Genomic DNA, 19,099 nt, shown 5'->3' on the forward strand with positions numbered 1-19,099 from the left:
GACGCGGACGAACGGCGTATTCGCGCCTTTCGGTGTGGCGAAATCCCTGCTTCGTGCCCATAGGGGCGAAATCGGCGGAAGGGGTGTCGGTGACCATGAGGGCCCGGCGCCCTAGGCTGCGGTCCGAGTCCCGGGGTCCACAGGGGGAGACCGTATGCAGCCGCTGGAAGCCGGCGAACCGCACACCATCGGTGCCTACCGGCTGCTCGGCAGGCTCGGCGCCGGCGGTATGGGCCGGGTCTATCTCGGCCGCAGCGCGGGCGGCCGTACCGTCGCGGTCAAGGTCGTCCACCCCCACTTCGCCCTCGACGAGCAGTTCCGCGCGCGGTTCCGGCGCGAGGTGGAAGCCGCGCGCCGCCTCGGCGCGCAGTGGACGGCCCCGGTCCTGGACGCCGACCCCGACGCGGCCGTGCCCTGGGTGGCGACCGGTTACGTGGCCGGGCCGCCGCTGTCCGACGCGGTCACCCGCCACGGGCCGCTGCCCGAGTACGCCGTACGGACCCTGGGGGCCGGGCTCGGCGAGGCGCTCGACGCCGTCCACGCCCACGGCCTCATCCACCGCGACGTGAAGCCCTCCAACGTGCTGCTCGCCCTGGACGGCCCCCGGCTGATCGACTTCGGTATCGCCCGGGCCCTCGGCGCCACGGTCTCCCTCACCTCCACCGGGGTCTCCGTCGGCTCGCCCGGCTACATGGCACCCGAACAGATCCGGGGCCAGGACATCTCGGGCGCCGCCGACGTCTTCTCGCTGGGCGCGGTCCTCGCGTACGCGGCGACCGGTACGGCGCCCTTCCCGGGCGACTCGTCCGCCGTACTCCTCTACAAGGTGGTGCACGAGGAACCCGAACTCGGCGAGCTGGAGGGCGAACTGCGGGAGCTCGTGGCCGGGTGCCTCGCCAAGGACCCCGCGGCCCGGCCCGCCCCCGCCGAACTCGCCCGCAGGCTCGCCCCCGCGGGGGCGGCCACCCTGGTGGCCCCGGGCTGGCTGCCGGGCCCCCTCGTGCGCGAGGTCAGCCGGTCGGCGGTCGCCCTGCTGGACCTGGAACCGCAGGACGCACCGGTGCAGTCGGGTCCCGTGCCCTTCAGCAACGCCTCGATGGGGAGCGCGCCGCTCGGTACCTTCGGCCCGCCCCTGCCGCCCCCTCCGTCCGACCCGCCGGAGAAGCAGGGCTCCGGCGCCCGGGTCGCCGTCACCATGGACTCCGGCCCGGGGTCCGGCCCGCACCGGGGACGGCGGGTCAGCTGCACCGTCGCGCTGGCCGTCGCCGGCGCCCTCGCCGTGGTGACCGTCGGCGCCGTGACGATGGGCGACCTGTTCGACAGCGGCGGCGGGAAGGGCCACAACAACGACGCCGCGCAGCCGCCGGCGGCAACCGGGCCGGAGGACCCCGCCGGCACCACACCGCCGGGGACCCCCGCGGCGTCCGCACCCGTGAGCGCGCTGCCCAAGGCCTTCGCCGGTACCTGGAAGGGCTCCGCGTCGGAACGCAGCGGAGCCCCGCACGGCACGGTCACCGCGGTGTTCACCGAAGGGAGGAAGGGCGAGGACGTGGTCCGGCTCTCGTACCGCTTCGACGCGCTCGGGACCAGCGTCGTCTGCAAGAGCATCGGCAAGCTCGTCAGCGGCACGGCCACCGCGCTCGAGGTCCGGGAGCGGGTCGACCCGGACGCCCGCGGCGGCGCCCTGTGCACCGGCGGCGAAGCCGACCTCGACTTCTCCCTCACCTCGGCCGGCACCCTGCTCTACGAGTCCCACGAGGAGGCGGCGGGCACGCCGAAGGGCACGCTCACCCGGTCCGGAGACTGACCCCGGCAGGGGCTGGCGTAGGCTGGATCGGTCCGTGGAACAGCAGAAGAACCGCCGAAAGGTGACAGCCCGGTGACCGAGAAGGCCGACCTTCAGCCCGTCCTCGACCGCGCCGCCGAAGGCGGGCGGATCACTCCGGAGGAGGCGCTCGACCTCTACAGGTCGGCACCGCTGCACGCGCTGGGCGCCGCGGCCGACGCCGTGCGCCGCCGCCGCTACGCGGGTACGGAGCACATCGCGACGTACATCATCGAGCGCAACATCAACTACACCAACGTGTGCGTCACCGCCTGCAAGTTCTGCGCCTTCTACGCACCGCCCAAGGACACCGCCAAGGGCTGGACCCGGGACCTCGACGACATCCTGCGCCGCTGCGCGGAGACCGTCGAGCTGGGCGGCACCCAGATCATGTTCCAGGGCGGCCACCACCCGGACTACGGCGTCGAGTACTACGAGGAGCACTTCTCCGCCATCAAGAAGGCGTTCCCCGAGCTGGTCATCCACTCGCTCGGCGCCTCCGAGATCGAGCACATGGCCCGCATCTCGGGCGTCTCCGCCAAGGAGGCCATCGAGCGGATCCACGCCGCCGGCCTCGACTCCTTCGCCGGCGCCGGCGCCGAACTGCTGCCCGCCCGGCCGCGTACGGCGATCGCCCCGCTCAAGGAGTCCGGCGAGCGCTGGCTGGAGATCATGGAGATCGCGCACGGCCTCGGTGTCGAGTCCACCTCCACCATGCTGATGGGCACCGGCGAGACCAACGCCGAACGCATCGAGCACCTGCGGATGATCCGCGACGTACAGGACCGCACGGGCGGCTTCCGTGCCTTCATCCCGTACACCTACCAGCCGGAGAACAACAAGCTGAAGGGGCGGACGCAGGCCACCCTCTTCGAGTACCTCCGGATGATCGCCATCGCCCGGCTCTTCCTCGACAACGTCGCGCACATCCAGGGCTCCTGGCTGACCACCGGCAAGGAGGTCGGCCAGCTGTCCCTGCACTACGGCGCGGACGACCTGGGCTCGATCATGCTGGAGGAGAACGTCGTCTCCTCGGCGGGTGCCAGGCACCGCTCCAACCGGCTGGAGATCATCGATCTCATCCGCAAGGCGGGCCGCGTCCCCGCCCAGCGCGCCACGACCTACGAGCACCTGGTCGTCCACGACGACCCGGCGAACGACCCGGTCGACGAGCGAGTCGTCTCGCACATCTCGTCCACGGCGATCGCCGGCGGAACCGCGCACCCGGAGCTGAAGCTCCTCGACGCCAACTGACCTACCCGTGCTCACCGTTCATGCCGCGCCGCTGCTCCTTCCGCTCGGTGCGGCAGCCGTCGCCGGGGGTGCGGTCGCCGTGGACGGCGACCGGATCGTGGCCCTCGGTCCGTACGACCGGGTGGTGGACGCACACCCCGCGGCCCGGGTCCGGCAGTGGCCCGGCGTGATCACCCCGGGGCTGTGCCAGCGGGACGGCGCGGCCCTGCTGACCCGGCTGTACCACCCGGACCCGCGTGAGGCGGACGAACTGGGTGAACATCCCCTGACCGGCGCCGAGTTCCAGCGTCTGGGCGGACTGCTGGACGGGCCCCGGCGGGCCGGCAGCGTACGCCGCGGCCTGCAGCGCATGCTGAGCCACGGCACCACGCACATCGCGGGCGGCTTCACCGAACCCGCCGTCCGCACGGCGGTGCGCCGTGCGGGCCTCACGGAGCTCCCGCCGGCCGGGCCCTCCTCGGACGAACCGAGCCTGGACCCCTTCAAGCGCGGACGGGACCTGCCGGGATCCGCGCACGGCCCCCTCGCCGTCGGTGCCCGTGCCGACCTCGCGGTCTTCGACGTGCCCGACGAGGCGGCGCTGTGCGCTGCGGGCGCCCGCACCTGCGTGGCCACGGTGCTCGGTGGGCGGCTGGTGTACCGGCGGCGGTGACACCTCCGGTACACCAGCCTCCGGCCTCACCGCACGGAGGGGCCGCCCAGGTAGCGGCCCTCGGCGTCGTACGGCCAGGCGTTGGACACGCAGCCTTTCAGCCCCTTGATCTGCTGCATCATCGCGGGCGCGGGCTTCCCGGGCCCGGGGCAGGTCTCGTGGCCGTGGCCCAGCCAGTGGCCGACCTCATGATTGATGATCAGCGCGCGGTACTCGGACGCGGTGCCGTCGAACGTCGGTGAACCCAGCTGCCATCGGAAGAGGTTGACCATGACGTTCTTCCCGCCGCGGCAGTTCACCTCGCCCCCGGTGTCCAGGCCGTACTGCCCGCAGAGCCGGTCGGTGGTCCGCGGGGTCCCTATCCGGATCACCAGCCCGGCCGAACCGTCCGCGACCTGCCGGAAGGTGCGGGCCCCGCCCTTGCCCCAGCCACGGGGGTCGGCGAGTATCTCCGCGATGTCCTCGGCGGCCCCGTCCGGGTCCACGCCGATGCCGTCCTCCACCTCGACGCGGTAGCGGCTCCCGCCGCCGCCCTGGGAGACGCCCGCGTGCGCCACCGTGAACGTGCCGGGGCCCGAGGACGGCACGGAGTCCGGGGCCATGGGCTTCTCGGCCTCGGCCGAGGCCTTCGGCGGCTCGGAGGACTTCGGGGGCGCGGGGCTCACCGGCGCCTCCGGCGCGCCGGACGGGCCGTCGGCCGCCGGCGAGGCGCTCCGCCCGGACTCCCGGCCCGCTGCCACCGCGGCGCCGTCGTCCTGCCACGGGGGATTGACGCGGAGTAACGCGGCGACGGCCGCCGCCGCGACCACGGCCCCGACGAGGAGGGTGCGCCGTCTCCGTATCCGTCTTCGGCGGTCCATGGACCGTTTGCGGACCTGTGTGCGTGAAGGCCGTGTCCGCGGAGCGGATGCTCCGGCCCCCCGGCGGGGGCCCGTGGCGCCCCGTGGTCGGTTTCCGACGTCGCTGTGCATCTTCTGGTGGCTGTCCGTGGTCTCGGAACGTCCGCCCAGGGAGGGTGGCTTCACTCGCCCTGGACGCTGACCTGCTTCTGGAGCACCGGGTGCTCGTCCGCGTACCGCACGTCGTCCAGCAGCCCGCTCCCCCTCATCCGTGCAGGAGCTGCTGAACGGTCACCGGCGCGGAAACCCCTTTCTCCTCGTCCGGGGAGACGTGGATCAGGACCGTGCTGTTCCCGAATTCGAAGGTGATCGTCATGGAGGTCGTCTCCAGGGAGCCGACGGCGGCGCACCGCAGCCGCGCCCCGACCCCCGCGGTGAGCGCCGCCTTCACACAGGCGGCCCGCTTCGCAGGGACGTCCGGCACTCCGTGGCCGCCTCGCTGTCGACCGGCCGGACCGTGAAGTTCACGGTGCAGACGTTCCCGTCCGCCTCGCCCTGGTAGCGCGCCACGAGCCCCCGGAACCGCTCGGGCCGGTGGAGCCCCCGTCGCGCGGGACGGCATCCCGCCCCCTCTCCCATTCGCCGGTGGGTCCCACCCCTGTACGAGCGCTGCCGGCCCCGAAAGGCCGAAGCCGTTCCACGCCGCCGCGAGTGCCCGGGGAGGGGGCTGCTTGAATGGGAGGGTGACCCGAGCATCCCTGGACAAGCAGCCGCACGAAGTCGCCTCGATGTTCGACGACGTGGCGGCGAACTACGACCTCACCAACGACGTGCTGTCGCTCGGACAGGCACGGCTCTGGCGCAAGGAAGTCGCCCGGGCCGTCGACGCCCGCCCGGCCCAGAAGATCCTCGACCTGGCGGCGGGCACGGCCACCTCCTCGCAGCCGTTCGCGCGGGCGGGCGCCTACGTGGTGCCCTGCGACTTCTCGCTCGGGATGCTCCGGGTCGGCAAGGAGCGCCACCCGTGGATGCCCTTCACCGCGGGGGACGGCACCCGGCTGCCGTTCAAGGACGAGACCTTCGACGCGGTGACGATCTCCTTCGGGCTGCGCAACATCCAGGACACCGGTGCCGCGCTGAGCGAGCTGTACCGGGTCACCCGGCGCGGCGGCAAGGTCGTGATCTGCGAGTTCTCGCAGCCGACCTGGGCGCCGTTCCGCACCGTCTACACCGAGTACCTGATGCGCGCGCTGCCGCCGGTGGCCCGGGCGGTGTCCTCCAACCCGGACGCGTACGTCTACCTCGCCGAGTCGATCCGCGCCTGGCCCGACCAGGCCGGCCTCGCGACACTGCTCCAGAAGGCCGGCTGGTCCGGCGTCGCCTGGCGCAACCTCACCGGCGGCGTGGTGGCGCTGCACCGGGGCGTCCGCGCCTGAGCCGCCGGGAAGTGCCTGAGCCCCCCGGAAGGCCTGAGCCCTCCGGGAGACCCTGGCGACCCTGAACGCGTGCACGGACCAGGCCCGGGCCTGGGCCCGGGACCAGGACCAGGCGCGGGCTTGGTGCCAGGCCCGGGACCAGGACCAGGGCCGGGATCAGGCGCGGGCTCGGTGCCAGGACCGGGCTCGGCGCTCCGGCCCGGTCCTCCCGGAACGCTCAGGTATCAGAGCTCCAGCCGGTAGCAGTATGCCTCCTGCTGGGACACCGGTGTCGTGTACGTCTCGGCCCGCCGCATGCCGAGCCGCTCGGCCACCGCGATCGAGCGCGCGTTGCGCACGTTGATCATCGCCACGACCTCCCGCACCCCGAGTGCCCTCATCCGGTCCAGCGTGGCGCGGGCTGCGGCCGTCGCGTAGCCGTGCCCCCAGGCGGCCCGGCCCAGCCGCCAGCCGATCTCTGTCTCACCCACCGGCCCGAAGGACTCGTGGGGCCACGGCTGGGCGCCCGTGAAGCCGAGCACCTCACCGGCGTCGTCGAGCACCGTCCACAGGCAGTGGCCGAGCTGCGCGTCGTGGCGGCGCTGGCGGGCGGTCAACTCCTCGTACACGGAGTACTCCGCCGAGCGCCCGCCGTGGAACTCCATCACCTCGGGATCGTCGAAGACCCGGTACCAGGCGAAGGCGTCCTCGTCGGTGGGGACACGCAGATGTACGGACGGGGTCGATTCAGGCGCGTGCGGCATCGGGGAGCCCTTCGGGAGGTTGATCAGCCGGCACCCATAGACTGCACGCGACATGTGCCGCGCGGCACGCGAATTCGAGTCTTCGGGAGATCCGACCGTGACCGAGCCCCTCTCCGAACACAGCGCGGACGTGATCGTCGTCGGAGCGGGCCCAGCCGGCTCCACGACCGCGTACTACCTCGCCAAGGCCGGACTCGACGTCCTCCTCCTGGAGAAGACGGCCTTCCCGAGGGAGAAGGTCTGCGGCGACGGTCTCACCCCGCGTGCCACCAAGCAGCTCGTCTCGATGGGGATCGACATCTCCGAGGAGGCCGGCTGGCTGCGCAACAAGGGCCTGCGCATCATCGGCGGTGGCGTCCGCCTCCAGCTGGACTGGCCGGACCTCGCCTCGTACCCGGACTACGGACTGGTCCGCAAGCGCGACGACTTCGACGAGCAGCTCGCCCGCCAGGCGCAGAAGGCCGGCGCGCGGCTCCACGAGCGCTGCAACGTCGGCGAGCCGATCAAGGACGAGCGCACGGGCCGCATCACCGGCGTCCACGCCAAGCTCGGCGAGGAGAAGACCCCGGTCACCTTCCACGCCCCGCTCGTCGTCGCCGCCGACGGCAACTCCACCCGGCTCTCCCTCAACATGGGCCTGCACCGCCGCGAGGACCGCCCGATGGGCGTCGCGGTCCGCACCTACTTCACCTCGCCCCGGCACGACGACGACTACCTGGAGTCCTGGCTGGAGCTGTGGGACCGGCGAGGCGCCGAGGACCGGCTGCTGCCGGGCTACGGCTGGATCTTCGGCATGGGCGACGGCACGTCCAACGTCGGCCTCGGCATCCTCAACTCGTCGTCGGCCTTCCGGGAGCTGGACTGGCGCGAGGTCCTCAAGGCCTGGTGCGCCTCCATGCCGGAGGACTGGGGCTACACCCCCGAGAACATGACGATGCCGATCCGCGGGGCCGCGCTGCCCATGGCGTTCAACCGCCAGCCGCACTACACCAAGGGCCTGCTGCTCGTCGGTGACGCGGGCGGCCTGGTCAACCCGTTCAACGGCGAAGGCATCGCGTACGCCATGGAGTCGGGCCAGATCGCCGCGGACGTCATCGTCCAGGCCCACGCCCGGGCGACCCCGGCGCAGCGGGAACTGGCGCTCCAGCACTACCCGAAGATCCTCAAGGACACCTACGGCGGCTATTACACGCTGGGCCGCGCCTTCGTGAAGATGATCGGGAACCCGAAGGTCATGAAGATCGCCACGCAGCGCGGTCTGACCCACCCCCTGCTGATGAAGTTCACGCTGAAGATGCTCGCCAACCTCACCGACCCGACGGGTGGCGACGCGATGGACCGCATCATCAACGGCCTCTCGAAGGTCGCGCCGAAGGCCTGAACCACCCCGCCCTCCCGCGTCCCGGTGGAACCATGGGGGTGGTGCCCGGAGTCCCGTGCAGGGGAGCCTGTCGAGGCGACGGGCCGGCAGGGGAGCGCGGGCGGCAGGAGGGGCGGGTCGATGGCGTCGGTACCGTTGACGGCAGGGGATCCGGAGCGGGTGGGCCCGTACCGGCTTCTGGCCAGGCTGGGTCAGGGCGGCATGGGCCGCGTCTACCTGGGCCGCTCGCCAGGGGGACACGCGGTGGCGGTCAAGGTGGTGCGGGAGGCGCTGCTGCGGGACGAGGTGTCCCGGCGGCGCTTCGTGCGCGAGGTCGAGGCCGCACAGCGGGTGACGGGATTCTTCACCGCCGGTGTGGTCGACGCCGATCCAGCCGGGAGCCCGGCCTGGCTGGCCACGGAATACGTCCCCGGTCTGTCGCTCCAGGAGGCGGTGGCCCTGCACGGGGTGTGGGGGGAGCCGGCGGTGCGCGGCCTCGGCGCCGCGCTGGCCGAGGCGCTCGCCGCCGTGCACGCCCAGGACCTGGTGCACCGCGACCTGAAACCGTCGAACGTGCTGCTCGCGCCGGACGGGCCCAGAGTCATCGACTTCGGTATCTCGGCGGCGGCCGGCGACGCCACGCTCACCGAGACCGGGATGGTCATCGGCACACCCGGTTACACCCCTCCCGAACAACTGCGTCATGAAGGTGCCGGACCGGCCGGTGACGTCTTCGCGCTGGGAGCGGTGCTGGCGTACGCGGCGACCGGCAGCGGCCCGTTCGGCGGCGGTGCGGCCCACGCGGTCAACTACCGGGTCGTGCACCAGGACCCGGATCTGAGGGCCCTGCCGCCCGCACTCGCGGGGGTGGTGGCCCGGTGCCTGGCGAAGGATCCGGGGGACCGGCCCACGGTGGCGTGGCTGCTGGAGGCGTTGGGGCGCCCGGAGCCGGCCGCCGGAGAGGGGGCCTTCACGACGGACAGCTGGCTGCCCGGCCCGGTGGCCGACTCGGCCACCCGGATGCAGGCGGAGGTGCCCACCGAGCCCGTGCCCCGGGCGGGGGACGGCACGCCGGAGCCGCCGGACACCAGCACCTGCCCGCCGCGCCGCCGCCTGCGGACCGCCCTCGCCGTGGCCACCGCGCTGGCCGTTGTCGTGGCCGGGGCCGTCGTGTGGCAGGTGGCCGGGAGCGAGGATGAGGACGACTCCCCGTCGGCCGCCCCCGCGAACGTCGAGGAACTCTGGTCCCGGCCCCTGGATGAGGGACAGCGCATGGCCACGGAGGCGGAGGGGACGGTCTACCTCCAGAACGAGGACGGCCACGAGATCACCGCCCTGTCCGCCGCCGACGGCTCCGAACTCTGGGACCGCCGCGTCGAGGTCGCCGACATCTCCGGGGAGAGCGACTACGTCAAGAACACGGTGGGCGACGGCATCGAGGTCACCGCCGTCTCGGGCGGCCTGCTGTACTACGGCAGCGGTCAGTACCTGTACGCGCTGGACGCGGACGACGGAGCTCCGCTCTGGAAGTACATGGACGACTCCTTCCACGCCTCCCCGGTTGCCGTGGGCGACGCCGCCTACGCGCACATGAACGCCTTCTTCTACGTCCTCGACCCGCGCACGGGTGACGAACTGTGGAACCACGGGTTCGACCGCCTGACGTCCGACGACGTCACCGTCGTCGGCGACACGCTCCTCACGCACGGAGAGAAGGATCTGATCGCCGTCGACACCCGCACGCGCAAGGAGACCTGGACCTACGAGGCCGACAGCGAGGTGGAGACGGGGCTCGTGGTGGAGGGCGGCAAGGTCTACTTCGGCACCAAGGACGGCGCTCTGTACGCCGTCGACGCCGCGTCGGGCGAGGAGGCGTGGCGCGGCACCTTCGAGGGGAAGCTGTGGGACGGCCGACTCGGCGGGGGAGCCGGTGGGCCCGAAGTCCTCGACGGGACGGTCTACTTCGAGAACGACGGCTATGTGTCGGCCTTCGACGCGGACTCAGGCCGGGTGCTGTGGCGCAAGAAGCAGAAGACCGACGAGGTGTCGTCCCTGACCGCCGTGGACGACACCCTGCTCGTCCACGACTCGGAGGGGTATCTGAGCGCATTGGACGCCCGCACGGGAAAGTCCCGATGGCGGGAGCCGGTCGACGTGGACGACGACACGGTCTTCGGGATCACCGGAAACACCCTGTTCGCGGAAGCGGACGGACGGCTGACCGCCTACCGGGCCGCGACCTGATTCCCGGTCCGCAGCCCGGAACGTGACGAGTGAGGAGCAGCCGGTGCAGGCGTTCACACCCCTGGAGACGGGCGACCCCGAGCGGGTCGGCCCGTACCGGATCGTCGGAAGGCTCGGTTCGGGCGGCATGGGCCGCGTGTACCTCGCCCGGTCGCCGGGCGGCCGGGCGACCGCGGTGAAGGTGGTGCACGACGAACTGGCCGATGCCCCGTCCTTCCGCGCACGGTTCCGGCGGGAGGTGGCCGCTGCCCGCCGGGTGAAGGGCCCCTTCACCGCCCCCCTGGTCGACGCGGACACGGATGCGGACGTGCCGTGGCTGGCCACCGCCCATGTGCCCGGCCTCTCGCTGGCAGCGGCGGTCGCCGCGCACGGTGCCTGGCCCGAACGGTCCGTACGGGCCCTGGGGGCCGGGCTGGCGGAGGCGCTGGGTGCGATCCACCGGGCCGACGTGGTGCACCGGGACCTCAAGCCGTCCAACGTGCTTCTGGTACCGGACGGACCCCGCGTCATCGACTTCGGGATCTCGGTGGCCGCTGACGACACCAAGCTGACGACCACGGGGGCCGTGGTCGGCAGCCCCGGCTACCTCCCGCCCGAGCAACTGGTCGGCCGTGAGGTGGGGCCCGCCGGTGATGTGTTCGCGCTGGGCGCCCTGCTGGCGTACGCGGCCACCGGGACCGGCGCGTTCGGCGGCGGGCCCGCGTACGGCATCACCTACCGTGTCGTCCACGAGGAACCCGATCTGGAGGGCCTGCCGGGCGGGCTCGTCGATGTGGTCACCCGGTGCCTGGCCAAGGATCCGCTCCGGCGGCCCGGAGTGCCCGAACTCATCGAGGAACTCGGCGGGTGGGAGGGGGCCGACGTGGCCCGGGGCACGTTCACCGGCGCCACCTGGCTGCCCGCGCCGGTCGCCGCCGACATCATGGCGCTGCGCGCGGACCCGCTGCCGGAAGAGGCCGCCACGGTCCCGGCGGGCGCGGACCTGCCCACGGCCGCCGCGACGCCGACCGCCGTCGCCACGGCGCGGTTGGGTGTAGCGCCGCCCGCGCCGCCCGCCGGGTGGTTCCGGCGGCGGCGTACGGCGGTCGTCGCGGCGACGGGCACCCTCGTCGTCCTGGCCGTCGTCGCCGGCCTGCTCCTGCCCCGCGCCTTCTCCGGCTCGCAGGACGGCGGGGACGACGGGAAGAAGAGCTCCGCCCGTCCCTCGGCCGCGGCGAAACAGCTGACGGTGCGGGAGGAGTGGCCATCCGACGCGGACCTCTGGAAGCCGGTGGCCGTCGACGGCAAGGTGGTCGGCGAGGGCCAGGACGATCTGCTGCACGCGGTGGACGCCGACAGCGGCGACACCCTGTGGACGTACGACGATCCGACAGCGTCGTCCTTCGAGGGCGTGAGCGACGGGCTGGTGGTGGCGGCCGGCAACGAGCGGGGCACGATCCAGGGCGTCGACCTGGACAGCGGCAAGCGGGTATGGAGCCTGGACCCCGACGCGCACACGGCGCCGGGCACGTCGTTCCACCTCTACCTGCGGATCGTGGTGTCCGACGGGACCGTCTATGTGAACGCCATGTACGACGTGCCCGACGATCCGGACTCCTACGGCAGGTATGCCGTGTCGGCACTGGACGCGGCGACCGGGCGGCTGAAGTGGACCCGGCCGGTCGAGTACGGCCTGTCCGACGCGCTCGTGGTGGTGGACGGGGTGCTCTACGGAGGGATGTGGGAGAGGAGCGGCAGCTACTTCTACGCCCTGGACGCGGACACCGGGGACGAGCACTGGCGGTACCGCACGCAGGAGAAATACGGGAGCGAGGTGACGGCGATCAAGGTGTCGGGAGACACGGTCTACGCCGGCGACAACCGCGGTGTCCTGCACGCCGTCGACGCCCGGCGGGGCACACGGCTGTGGACCTACGAACCCGACGTCCAGAGCGCGGAGTGGCTCGAACCGCTCCTGGTCAGCGACGGGACGATCCTCGGCGGCACCGGCCAGAACGACGGCACGAGGAGCCCCGGAGCTGTCCACGCGGTCGCTGCCGGCACCGGCAAACCGCTGTGGACCGCGCACACCGAAGGCGAACCCGAACTGCACGGCCTGCTGGACGGCTCCGTGCTCTTCACCACGCAGACCGGCACCCTGCACGCCGCCGACGTTCGCACCGGCGAGTCCCCGGCCGAGGCCCGCCTGTCGTCCGGCGACCCCGACGCGGCCGTCGCCGACAACAGGGTGTACTTCGACGGCGGCGACGGACGCCTGCACGCGGGAACGATCTCCCTCACCGAGAAGTGAGCGGCCGGACCGGAGGGCCGCCCGTACCCCTGCGATAGGTTTGCGGACCATGCGGGCAAGCGGGGCGGGGAACGGCGGGACGTATCGCGCGCTGGGCGCGGCAGGGGCGGCGGCGGCCGTCGCGGGCGGCTGGGCCGTCGGCACGTTGCCGGCCCACGACCCCTGGGGGCTGTGGGTGCCGCACGGCACCGCGGTCACGGCCGCCGGCTACGCGCTGGCGTACGGCGGGCTGACCGTGCTCGTCGTCGCCTGGTGGCTGTACGGCAGGACGGGCGCCGGGGTACGGGAGAGCCTGGTCACCCTGGGATGGTGGGCGGCGCCGTTCGTGGTGGCACCGCCGCTCTACAGCGCGGACGTCTACAGCTACATAGCCCAGGGCGCGATGGTCCTGGAAGGCCACGACGTCTACGAGGTGGGGCCGTTGGTCCTGGACCCCGCCGGACAGGGCGGTGACGCCGCCGCGAGCGTGGGCGGCCACTGGACGGACACCCCCGCGCCGTACGGCCCGTTCTTCCTCGTCCTCGCGCGTGGCGTGGTCGAGGCGACCGGCGGCACGATCGTGCCCGCGGTCCTCGCGATGCGGCTCATCGCCCTGGCGGCGCTCGCACTCATCGCCTGGGCTCTGCCGCGCCTCGCCCAGGAGCACGGGCGCAGCCCGGCCGCCGCGCTCTGGCTGGGCGCGCTGAACCCGCTGCTGCTGATGCACGTGGCGGGCGGCCTCCACAACGACGGGCTGATGATCGGCCTGATGCTGGTGGGCGTCGTGCTCGCGCTGCGGGGGAGATGGATCAGCGGGTCGGCGCTCGTCGGGCTCGCCATGATGGTCAAGTCCCCGGCGGCGGTGGCGCTGTTGTTCATCGCCGTCCTGGTCGGCCGGGCCGCCTCCGGTGGGCCCGTACGCCGGGTGGCCAAGGGTCTGTCGGGGCCCGGCGCGGTGGCGGGGGCCGTCGTGGTGCTGCTGACGCTGCTCAGCGGCACCGGCTTCGGCTGGGTGGCCACGCAGGGCGTCGCGGGCCGCATCCACACCGCGCTCTCGGTGAGCAGCGATCTGGGCCTCGGACTCGGCGAACTCCTGCGGCTGCTCGCCGGGACCGACCCCGATCCGGTCAAGGCCGCCGTACAGAACCTGGGCCTCGCGGCGGGGGTCGCCCTGATCCTGCTGCTGGCGTGGCGTGCCGCCGCCGGATGCCTGGAAGCGGTGCACGGGCTGGGCCTCGGGCTGGTGGCCCTGGTGGCGCTCTCCCCGATGGTGCAGCCGTGGTACCTGCTGTGGGGGACGGCCGTGCTCGCCGCGACGGCGGCCGGCGGCAAGGTCCGGGACGTGCTCGCCGTGCTCTCGGCGGCCCTCGTCTACGAGACGCAGCCCTCGGGCTCCACCCCGCCGTACGGCTTCGTGCTGGCGGCCCTCGTATGCGTGGCGGGCGCCCTGCTGCTGCGCCGGGAGCGCGCCGCGCGGCCCGGAGGGCACGTACCGGCGCAACGGCGGCCGGCCGACGCCGCCGTGGAGGCGGTCACGCCGCACCGAAGGGCCGTCGCTCCGGGCGGGGAGTGACGGGTCACGGCACACCGAAGGGCCGTCACTCCGGCGGGGAGTGACGGGTCACGGGCACACCGAAGCGCCGACGCTCCCGACGGGGAGTGACGGGTCACGGGCACACCGAAGGGCCGTCACTCCGAGCGGGGAGTGACGGCCCTTCGGCCGTGCCGTTCGTACGGCTGTGCGGTGTCCCGCCCGGCCGTGCGCGGCTTGTGAATCAGAGAACGCGGACCGCGCCCGACGGCGGGTCGTAGTCCAGGGACTTCTGCACGACGCCGGTGCTGGAGTTCTGCGCGCCGACGAACTGGCCGCCGCCCACGTAGATACCGACGTGGTACGCGCTGCCGGCACCGCCCCAGTACAGGATGTCGCCGGGCTGCAGGTTGTCGAGCGAGACCTGGGTGCCCGCCGTCGACTGGCTCTGCGAGACACGCGGCAGGTCGATGCCCACCGAGCCGAAGGCCGCCTGGACCAGGCCCGAGCAGTCCCACGAGTTCGGGCCGGTGCCGCCGGATACGTACGCGTCGCCGATCTGGGCCTGCGCGAACGCGATGACGGACGCCGCGGACCCGGTGGCGCTCGACGACGAGGAGGAGGACGAGGAGCTGGAAGGCGCGCTGAGCGTGGTGCGCTCGGCGGTGCGGGAGGCACGCTCGGCGGCCTCCGCCTTGGCCTTGGCGGCTGCCTCTGCCTTCTTCTTGGCCTCGGCCTTGCGGACGGCCTCGGCCTTGGCCTTCTTGGCCGTCTTGGCGGCGGTGGCCGCCGCGGCGTCCTCGTGTGCCTGCGTCTCGAGGTCGAGAGCGACCGCCTGGGTCGCCTGGGCCGACGCCGCGACGGAGGTGGAGAGGCCGGCCGTGATGGTGGGCATCTCGATGGTCTGGGTCACCGGCTCGGCCTGGGCCGGTCCGGCGGCACCCGCGACCGCGATGGTGCTGAGGACGCCACCGGCAACTCCTGCCCGCAGCGCCGTCTTCGAGGCACTCTGGCGGGGCTTCCGGTGGCTGGGTATGTGAGCGGTGTGGGACATAGGTACTAGCGCTATCAGGGCTGTAGGGGTCCCATCAAGAAACGTGTGTTGCGACACAGTTACGTTCGGAATCTGTGAATCCGCTTATCTCGGGCCCTTATTGACGCCCTAACGGGCAAAACGGGCAGCGTTGATCAGTGCTGTGATCACGGCGTTCCTGCAATACGCCCGAATTGCCCGTCGCTTACCATCCGTTCACACAGATGGCCAAGCCCGCTTCTCTTGGGGTGGGCATGGAGTGATGCAGGTCACAGTATGGCCGTGCCGTGAGAGGCAACCGCGCGGGTGTGCGCCGCGTGCCCGCGCCCGGCGGGAGGTGCCGCGGCGGGGCGTGACCTATTGGTGAGTCATGTCCGTTTCCATGGCCGCGCGTCGGAGTCCTCGGGAGTACCCCGGCCGGCCGGCGTCGGCGGCTGCGGGGTGTGGGCCGGCCGCGCGCCCGGAAGTTCGTGAATGCGTGCGCATTGTCCACATCGGTACCGGAAGCCCCTCGTCCGGGTGGACGCTATCTGAGGTCGATCCCTATATCACCCTGCACGCGTCCATCGCCAATTTGCATGTAGAGGCCGTCGATTGATAGTGCCGTACGCCTTTGACCAGCGGTAACAGCGCGAGATGTCACGTCTCGTAACCGCTCGGCCGCTTCGCGTACGAAGATCACCGCTCATCCGACTTCATGATCGTTCGTCAGGTGGTGGAGATCACAAAGACGTTGGCGTACCCCGTGTCGCAGATCACAGGACGGCAGGCATAGGATGCGGGGCAGTCGGGCTTGTGAACTGCCTCACATGTGCACGATCTTGATGAGGTGGCGAGCCGGTCGCCCGATGCGGTCCAACGGTCAAGGACGACTGGAAGGAGCGAGGAGCGTGAATGCCTACGCGCCCATCCTCGTGCTCGGCGCCCTCGGGGCAGGGTTTGCGATCTTCTCCGTGGTCATGGCCACGCTTATCGGCCCGAAGCGGTACAACCGAGCAAAGCTCGAAGCGTACGAGTGCGGCATCGAACCCACCCCCACTCCAGCCGGAGGCGGCCGTTTTCCCATCAAGTACTACCTGACGGCGATGCTGTTCATCGTCTTCGACATCGAGATCGTCTTCCTCTATCCCTGGGCGGTCACCTTCGACGCCCTGGGGATCTTCGGGCTCGTGGAGATGCTGCTCTTCGTGCTCACCGTCTTCGTCGCCTACGCGTATGTGTGGCGCCGCGGCGGCCTGGAATGGGACTGAGGGGCTGAGGGGCACACCATGGGACTCGAAGAGAAGCTGCCGAGCGGCTTTGTGCTGACCACTGTCGAGCAGGCCGCCGGCTGGGTGCGGAAGTCCTCCGTCTTCCCTGCCACCTTCGGCCTCGCCTGCTGCGCCATCGAGATGATGACGACCGGCGCCGGGCGGTACGACCTGGCCCGGTTCGGGATGGAGGTCTTCCGCGGATCGCCGCGGCAGGCGGATCTGATGATCGTCGCGGGACGGGTCAGTCAGAAGATGGCGCCCGTCCTCCGGCAGGTCTACGACCAGATGCCGAGCCCCAAGTGGGTGATCTCCATGGGGGTTTGCGCATCGTCGGGTGGAATGTTCAACAATTACGCCATTGTTCAGGGCGTTGACCATATTGTCCCGGTCGACATCTATCTGCCGGGATGCCCGCCGCGCCCCGAGATGCTGATCGACGCCATCCTCAAGCTCCACCAGAAGATCCAGGGCACCAAGCTCGGGGTCAACGCGGAGGAGGCCGCCCGCGAGGCGGAGGAGGCGGCGCTCAAGGCACTTCCCCTGATCGAGATGAAGGGGCTGCTGCGATGAGCGAGGAACAGAACACCAACAGCGGCCAGGTGCCGACCCCGCGGGACGACTCCGGCGAGGTCATCGGCGTACGCAAGGGCATGTTCGGCGCCAACAACGGCGGCGACACCTCCGGCTACGGCGGACTCGTCCGCACGGTGAGCCTGCCGGGAGCCACCTCCCGGCCGTACGGCGGCTGGTTCGACGAAGTGGCCGACGAGCTGGAGGGGGCCCTGGAGGAACAGGACCTGCTTCCCGCCGACGCCATCGAGAAGACGGTCGTCGACCGGGGCGAACTCACCTTCTTCATCGCCCGCGAGCACCTGGTCCAGGTCGCCCGCACCCTGCGCGACGACCCCGCCCTGCGCTTCGAACTCTGTACGGGCGTCAGCGGCGTCCACTACCCGGGGGACAAGGGCCGCGAGCTGCACGCGGTGTACCACCTGCGCTCGCTCACCCACGGGCGGCTGATCCGCCTGGAGGTCTCCACCCCGGACAGCGACCCGCACATCCCGTCCCTGGTCGGTGTCTACCCGACCAACGACTGGCACGAGCGCGAGACCTACGACTTCTTCGGGCTGATCTTCGACGGGCATCCCGCCCTCACGCGGATCATGATGCCGGACGACTGGCAGGGCTTCCCGCAGCGCAAGGACTACCCGCTCGGCGGCATCGCCGTCGAGTACAAGGGCGCCCAGATCCCGGCTCCGGACCAGCGGAGGTCGTACAGCTGATGACTACTCCCCGTTCCCACCCGTCTCCCGGCCACCACCCCACATCGGGTCCCGCCGGGACGCCCCTTTCCGATGCCCGCGCCACGACCGAGGGGACTGTATATACAGTCACCGGCGGCGACTGGGACGAGGTCGTCGAGTCCGCCGCCAAGGCGGACGACGAGCGCATCATCGTCAACATGGGTCCCCAGCACCCGTCCACGCACGGCGTGCTGCGGCTGATCCTGGAGATCGACGGCGAGACCGTCACCGAGGCCCGCTGCGGCATCGGCTACCTCCACACCGGCATCGAGAAGAACCTCGAATTCCGGAACTGGACGCAAGGCACCACCTTCGTCACCCGCATGGACTACCTCACCCCCTTCTTCAACGAGGCGGCGTACTGCCTCGGGGTCGAGAAGCTCCTCGGCATCGAGGACCAGATCCCGGACCGGGCCACCGTCCTGCGCGTGCTCCTGATGGAGCTCAACCGGATCTCCTCCCACCTGGTGTGCATCGCCACCGGCGGCATGGAGCTCGGCGCCACGACGATCATGATCTACGGCTTCCGCGATCGTGAACTCGTTCTCGATCTCTTCGAGCTGATCACCGGGCTCCGCATGAACCACGCGTTCATCCGGCCCGGGGGCCTCGCCCAGGACCTGCCCATGGGGGCGGTCGACCGGCTCCGCGACTTCGTGAAGACCATGAAGAAGAACCTGCCGGAGTACGACAAGCTCGCCACCGGCAACCCCATCTTCAAGGCACGCATGCAGGACGTCGGTTACCTCGACCTGACCGGCTGCATGGCGCTCGGTGCCACCGGTCCGGTCCTCAGGTCCGCTGGGCTCCCGCACGACCTGCGCAAGAGCGATCCGTACTGCGGCTACGAGACCTACGAGTTCGACGTGCCCACCGCGGACACCTGCGACGCGTACGGCCGCTTCCTCATCCGGCTCGAGGAGATGCGCCAGTCGCTCAGGATCGTCGAGCAGTGCCTCGACCGGCTGGAGCCGGGCCCGGTCATGGTCGCCGACAAGAAGATCGCCTGGCCCGCGCAGCTCGCGCTCGGACCCGACGGTCTCGGCAACTCCCTCGACCACATCAAGAAGATCATGGGCACCTCCATGGAGGCCCTGATCCACCACTTCAAGCTGGTGACCGAGGGCTTCCGGGTCCCCACCGGGCAGGCGTACACCGCTCTGGAGTCGCCCAAGGGCGAACTGGGCGTGCACGTCGTCTCGGACGGCGGCACCCGGCCCTTCCGGGTGCACTTCCGCGACCCGTCCTTCACCAACCTCCAGGCCATGGCGGCGATGTGCGAGGGCGGCCAGGTCGCCGACGTCATCGTCGCCGTCGCGTCCATCGACCCCGTGATGGGAGGCGTCGACCGGTGAC

General features: G+C 71.6%; 16 protein-coding genes. 12 read left to right on the forward strand and 4 right to left on the reverse strand.

The features are described from left to right. The first annotated feature begins 154 nt into the window (after positions 1-154). The 3 genes from ACFYQ6_RS17955 to ACFYQ6_RS17965 all read left to right on the forward strand — a co-directional run bounded on the left by ACFYQ6_RS17955 (position 155) and on the right by ACFYQ6_RS17965 (position 3,731). The gene (locus tag ACFYQ6_RS17955; RefSeq protein ID WP_388763734.1) at positions 155-1,807 is read left to right on the forward strand and encodes a serine/threonine-protein kinase; all 1,653 of its coding nucleotides are present in this window, start codon (positions 155-157) and stop codon (positions 1,805-1,807) included. Positions 1,808-1,879: 72 nt separating this feature from the next. Beyond that, positions 1,880-3,079: a cyclic dehypoxanthinyl futalosine synthase gene (gene mqnC, locus ACFYQ6_RS17960; protein ID WP_361583089.1), complete on the forward strand. Its 1,200-nt coding sequence runs from the start codon at positions 1,880-1,882 to the stop codon at positions 3,077-3,079. A 7-nt stretch (positions 3,080-3,086) separates the two neighbouring features. Then, positions 3,087-3,731 (forward strand): hypothetical protein, encoded by a 645-nt coding sequence (locus ACFYQ6_RS17965; protein ID WP_388763736.1) that lies wholly within the window; start codon positions 3,087-3,089, stop codon positions 3,729-3,731. 26 nt (positions 3,732-3,757) lie between these two features. Here ACFYQ6_RS17965 and ACFYQ6_RS17970 read toward each other — a convergent pair whose 3' ends face one another. Beyond that, positions 3,758-4,591: a DUF3152 domain-containing protein gene (locus ACFYQ6_RS17970; protein WP_361583084.1), complete on the reverse strand. Its 834-nt coding sequence runs from the start codon at positions 4,589-4,591 to the stop codon at positions 3,758-3,760. 244 nt (positions 4,592-4,835) lie between these two features. Further along, complete coding sequence (locus ACFYQ6_RS17975) at positions 4,836-5,054, reverse strand: hypothetical protein (RefSeq protein ID WP_361583081.1); 219 nt, start codon at positions 5,052-5,054, stop codon at positions 4,836-4,838. A 259-nt stretch (positions 5,055-5,313) separates the two neighbouring features. On the opposite strand from ACFYQ6_RS17975, the gene ACFYQ6_RS17980 reads away from it, so the two are divergent. Then, positions 5,314-6,006, forward strand: coding sequence for a demethylmenaquinone methyltransferase (locus ACFYQ6_RS17980; protein WP_361583079.1), 693 nt, complete (start codon positions 5,314-5,316; stop codon positions 6,004-6,006). A 224-nt stretch (positions 6,007-6,230) separates the two neighbouring features. On the opposite strand, the gene ACFYQ6_RS17985 is transcribed toward ACFYQ6_RS17980, so the two are convergent. Beyond that, complete coding sequence (locus tag ACFYQ6_RS17985; RefSeq protein WP_361583077.1) at positions 6,231-6,749, reverse strand: GNAT family N-acetyltransferase; 519 nt, start codon at positions 6,747-6,749, stop codon at positions 6,231-6,233. Between the two features lie 97 nt (positions 6,750-6,846). Between ACFYQ6_RS17985 and ACFYQ6_RS17990 the strand changes: the two genes are divergently transcribed. From ACFYQ6_RS17990 to mptB, 4 genes are all read left to right on the forward strand, one after another. Beyond that, positions 6,847-8,130, forward strand: coding sequence for a geranylgeranyl reductase family protein (locus ACFYQ6_RS17990; RefSeq protein WP_145804196.1), 1,284 nt, complete (start codon positions 6,847-6,849; stop codon positions 8,128-8,130). A gap of 120 nt (positions 8,131-8,250) precedes the next feature. Continuing rightward, a complete protein-coding gene (locus ACFYQ6_RS17995; protein ID WP_388763739.1) occupies positions 8,251-10,353 on the forward strand; it encodes a PQQ-binding-like beta-propeller repeat protein in 2,103 nt (700 codons plus the stop codon). 43 nt (positions 10,354-10,396) lie between these two features. Further along, on the forward strand, positions 10,397-12,643 hold the full coding sequence (locus ACFYQ6_RS18000) for a PQQ-binding-like beta-propeller repeat protein (RefSeq protein ID WP_361583071.1): 2,247 nt from the start codon (positions 10,397-10,399) through the stop codon (positions 12,641-12,643). 49 nt (positions 12,644-12,692) lie between these two features. Beyond that, complete coding sequence (gene mptB / locus ACFYQ6_RS18005) at positions 12,693-14,195, forward strand: polyprenol phosphomannose-dependent alpha 1,6 mannosyltransferase MptB (protein WP_388763741.1); 1,503 nt, start codon at positions 12,693-12,695, stop codon at positions 14,193-14,195. Positions 14,196-14,397: 202 nt separating this feature from the next. On the opposite strand, the gene ACFYQ6_RS18010 is transcribed toward mptB, so the two are convergent. Continuing rightward, positions 14,398-15,207: a C40 family peptidase gene (locus tag ACFYQ6_RS18010; RefSeq protein ID WP_361583065.1), complete on the reverse strand. Its 810-nt coding sequence runs from the start codon at positions 15,205-15,207 to the stop codon at positions 14,398-14,400. An 869-nt stretch (positions 15,208-16,076) separates the two neighbouring features. On the opposite strand from ACFYQ6_RS18010, the gene ACFYQ6_RS18015 reads away from it, so the two are divergent. The 4 genes from ACFYQ6_RS18015 to ACFYQ6_RS18030 are packed head-to-tail and all read left to right on the forward strand — an operon-like array spanning position 16,077 to position 19,098. Beyond that, entirely contained in the window at positions 16,077-16,436 is a 360-nt protein-coding gene (locus tag ACFYQ6_RS18015; RefSeq protein ID WP_003992243.1) for an NADH-quinone oxidoreductase subunit A, read from the forward strand. An 18-nt stretch (positions 16,437-16,454) separates the two neighbouring features. Continuing rightward, a complete protein-coding gene (locus tag ACFYQ6_RS18020; protein WP_145804190.1) occupies positions 16,455-17,009 on the forward strand; it encodes an NADH-quinone oxidoreductase subunit B family protein in 555 nt (184 codons plus the stop codon). Beyond that, positions 17,006-17,722, forward strand: coding sequence for an NADH-quinone oxidoreductase subunit C (locus tag ACFYQ6_RS18025; RefSeq protein ID WP_361583061.1), 717 nt, complete (start codon positions 17,006-17,008; stop codon positions 17,720-17,722). The genes ACFYQ6_RS18020 and ACFYQ6_RS18025 overlap by 4 nt, the downstream gene beginning before the upstream one ends. Then, positions 17,722-19,098 carry an NADH-quinone oxidoreductase subunit D gene (locus ACFYQ6_RS18030; RefSeq protein WP_388763744.1) on the forward strand — a complete coding sequence of 459 codons (1,377 nt, stop codon included), beginning with the start codon at positions 17,722-17,724 and terminating at the stop codon, positions 19,096-19,098. Before ACFYQ6_RS18025 ends, ACFYQ6_RS18030 begins: the two co-directional genes overlap by 1 nt. The last annotated feature ends 1 nt before the right edge of the window (position 19,099 follow it).

The organism is Streptomyces sp. NPDC005494 (genome assembly GCF_042872025.1).
In the GTDB taxonomy this organism is placed as follows: Bacteria; Actinomycetota; Actinomycetes; order Streptomycetales; family Streptomycetaceae; genus Streptomyces.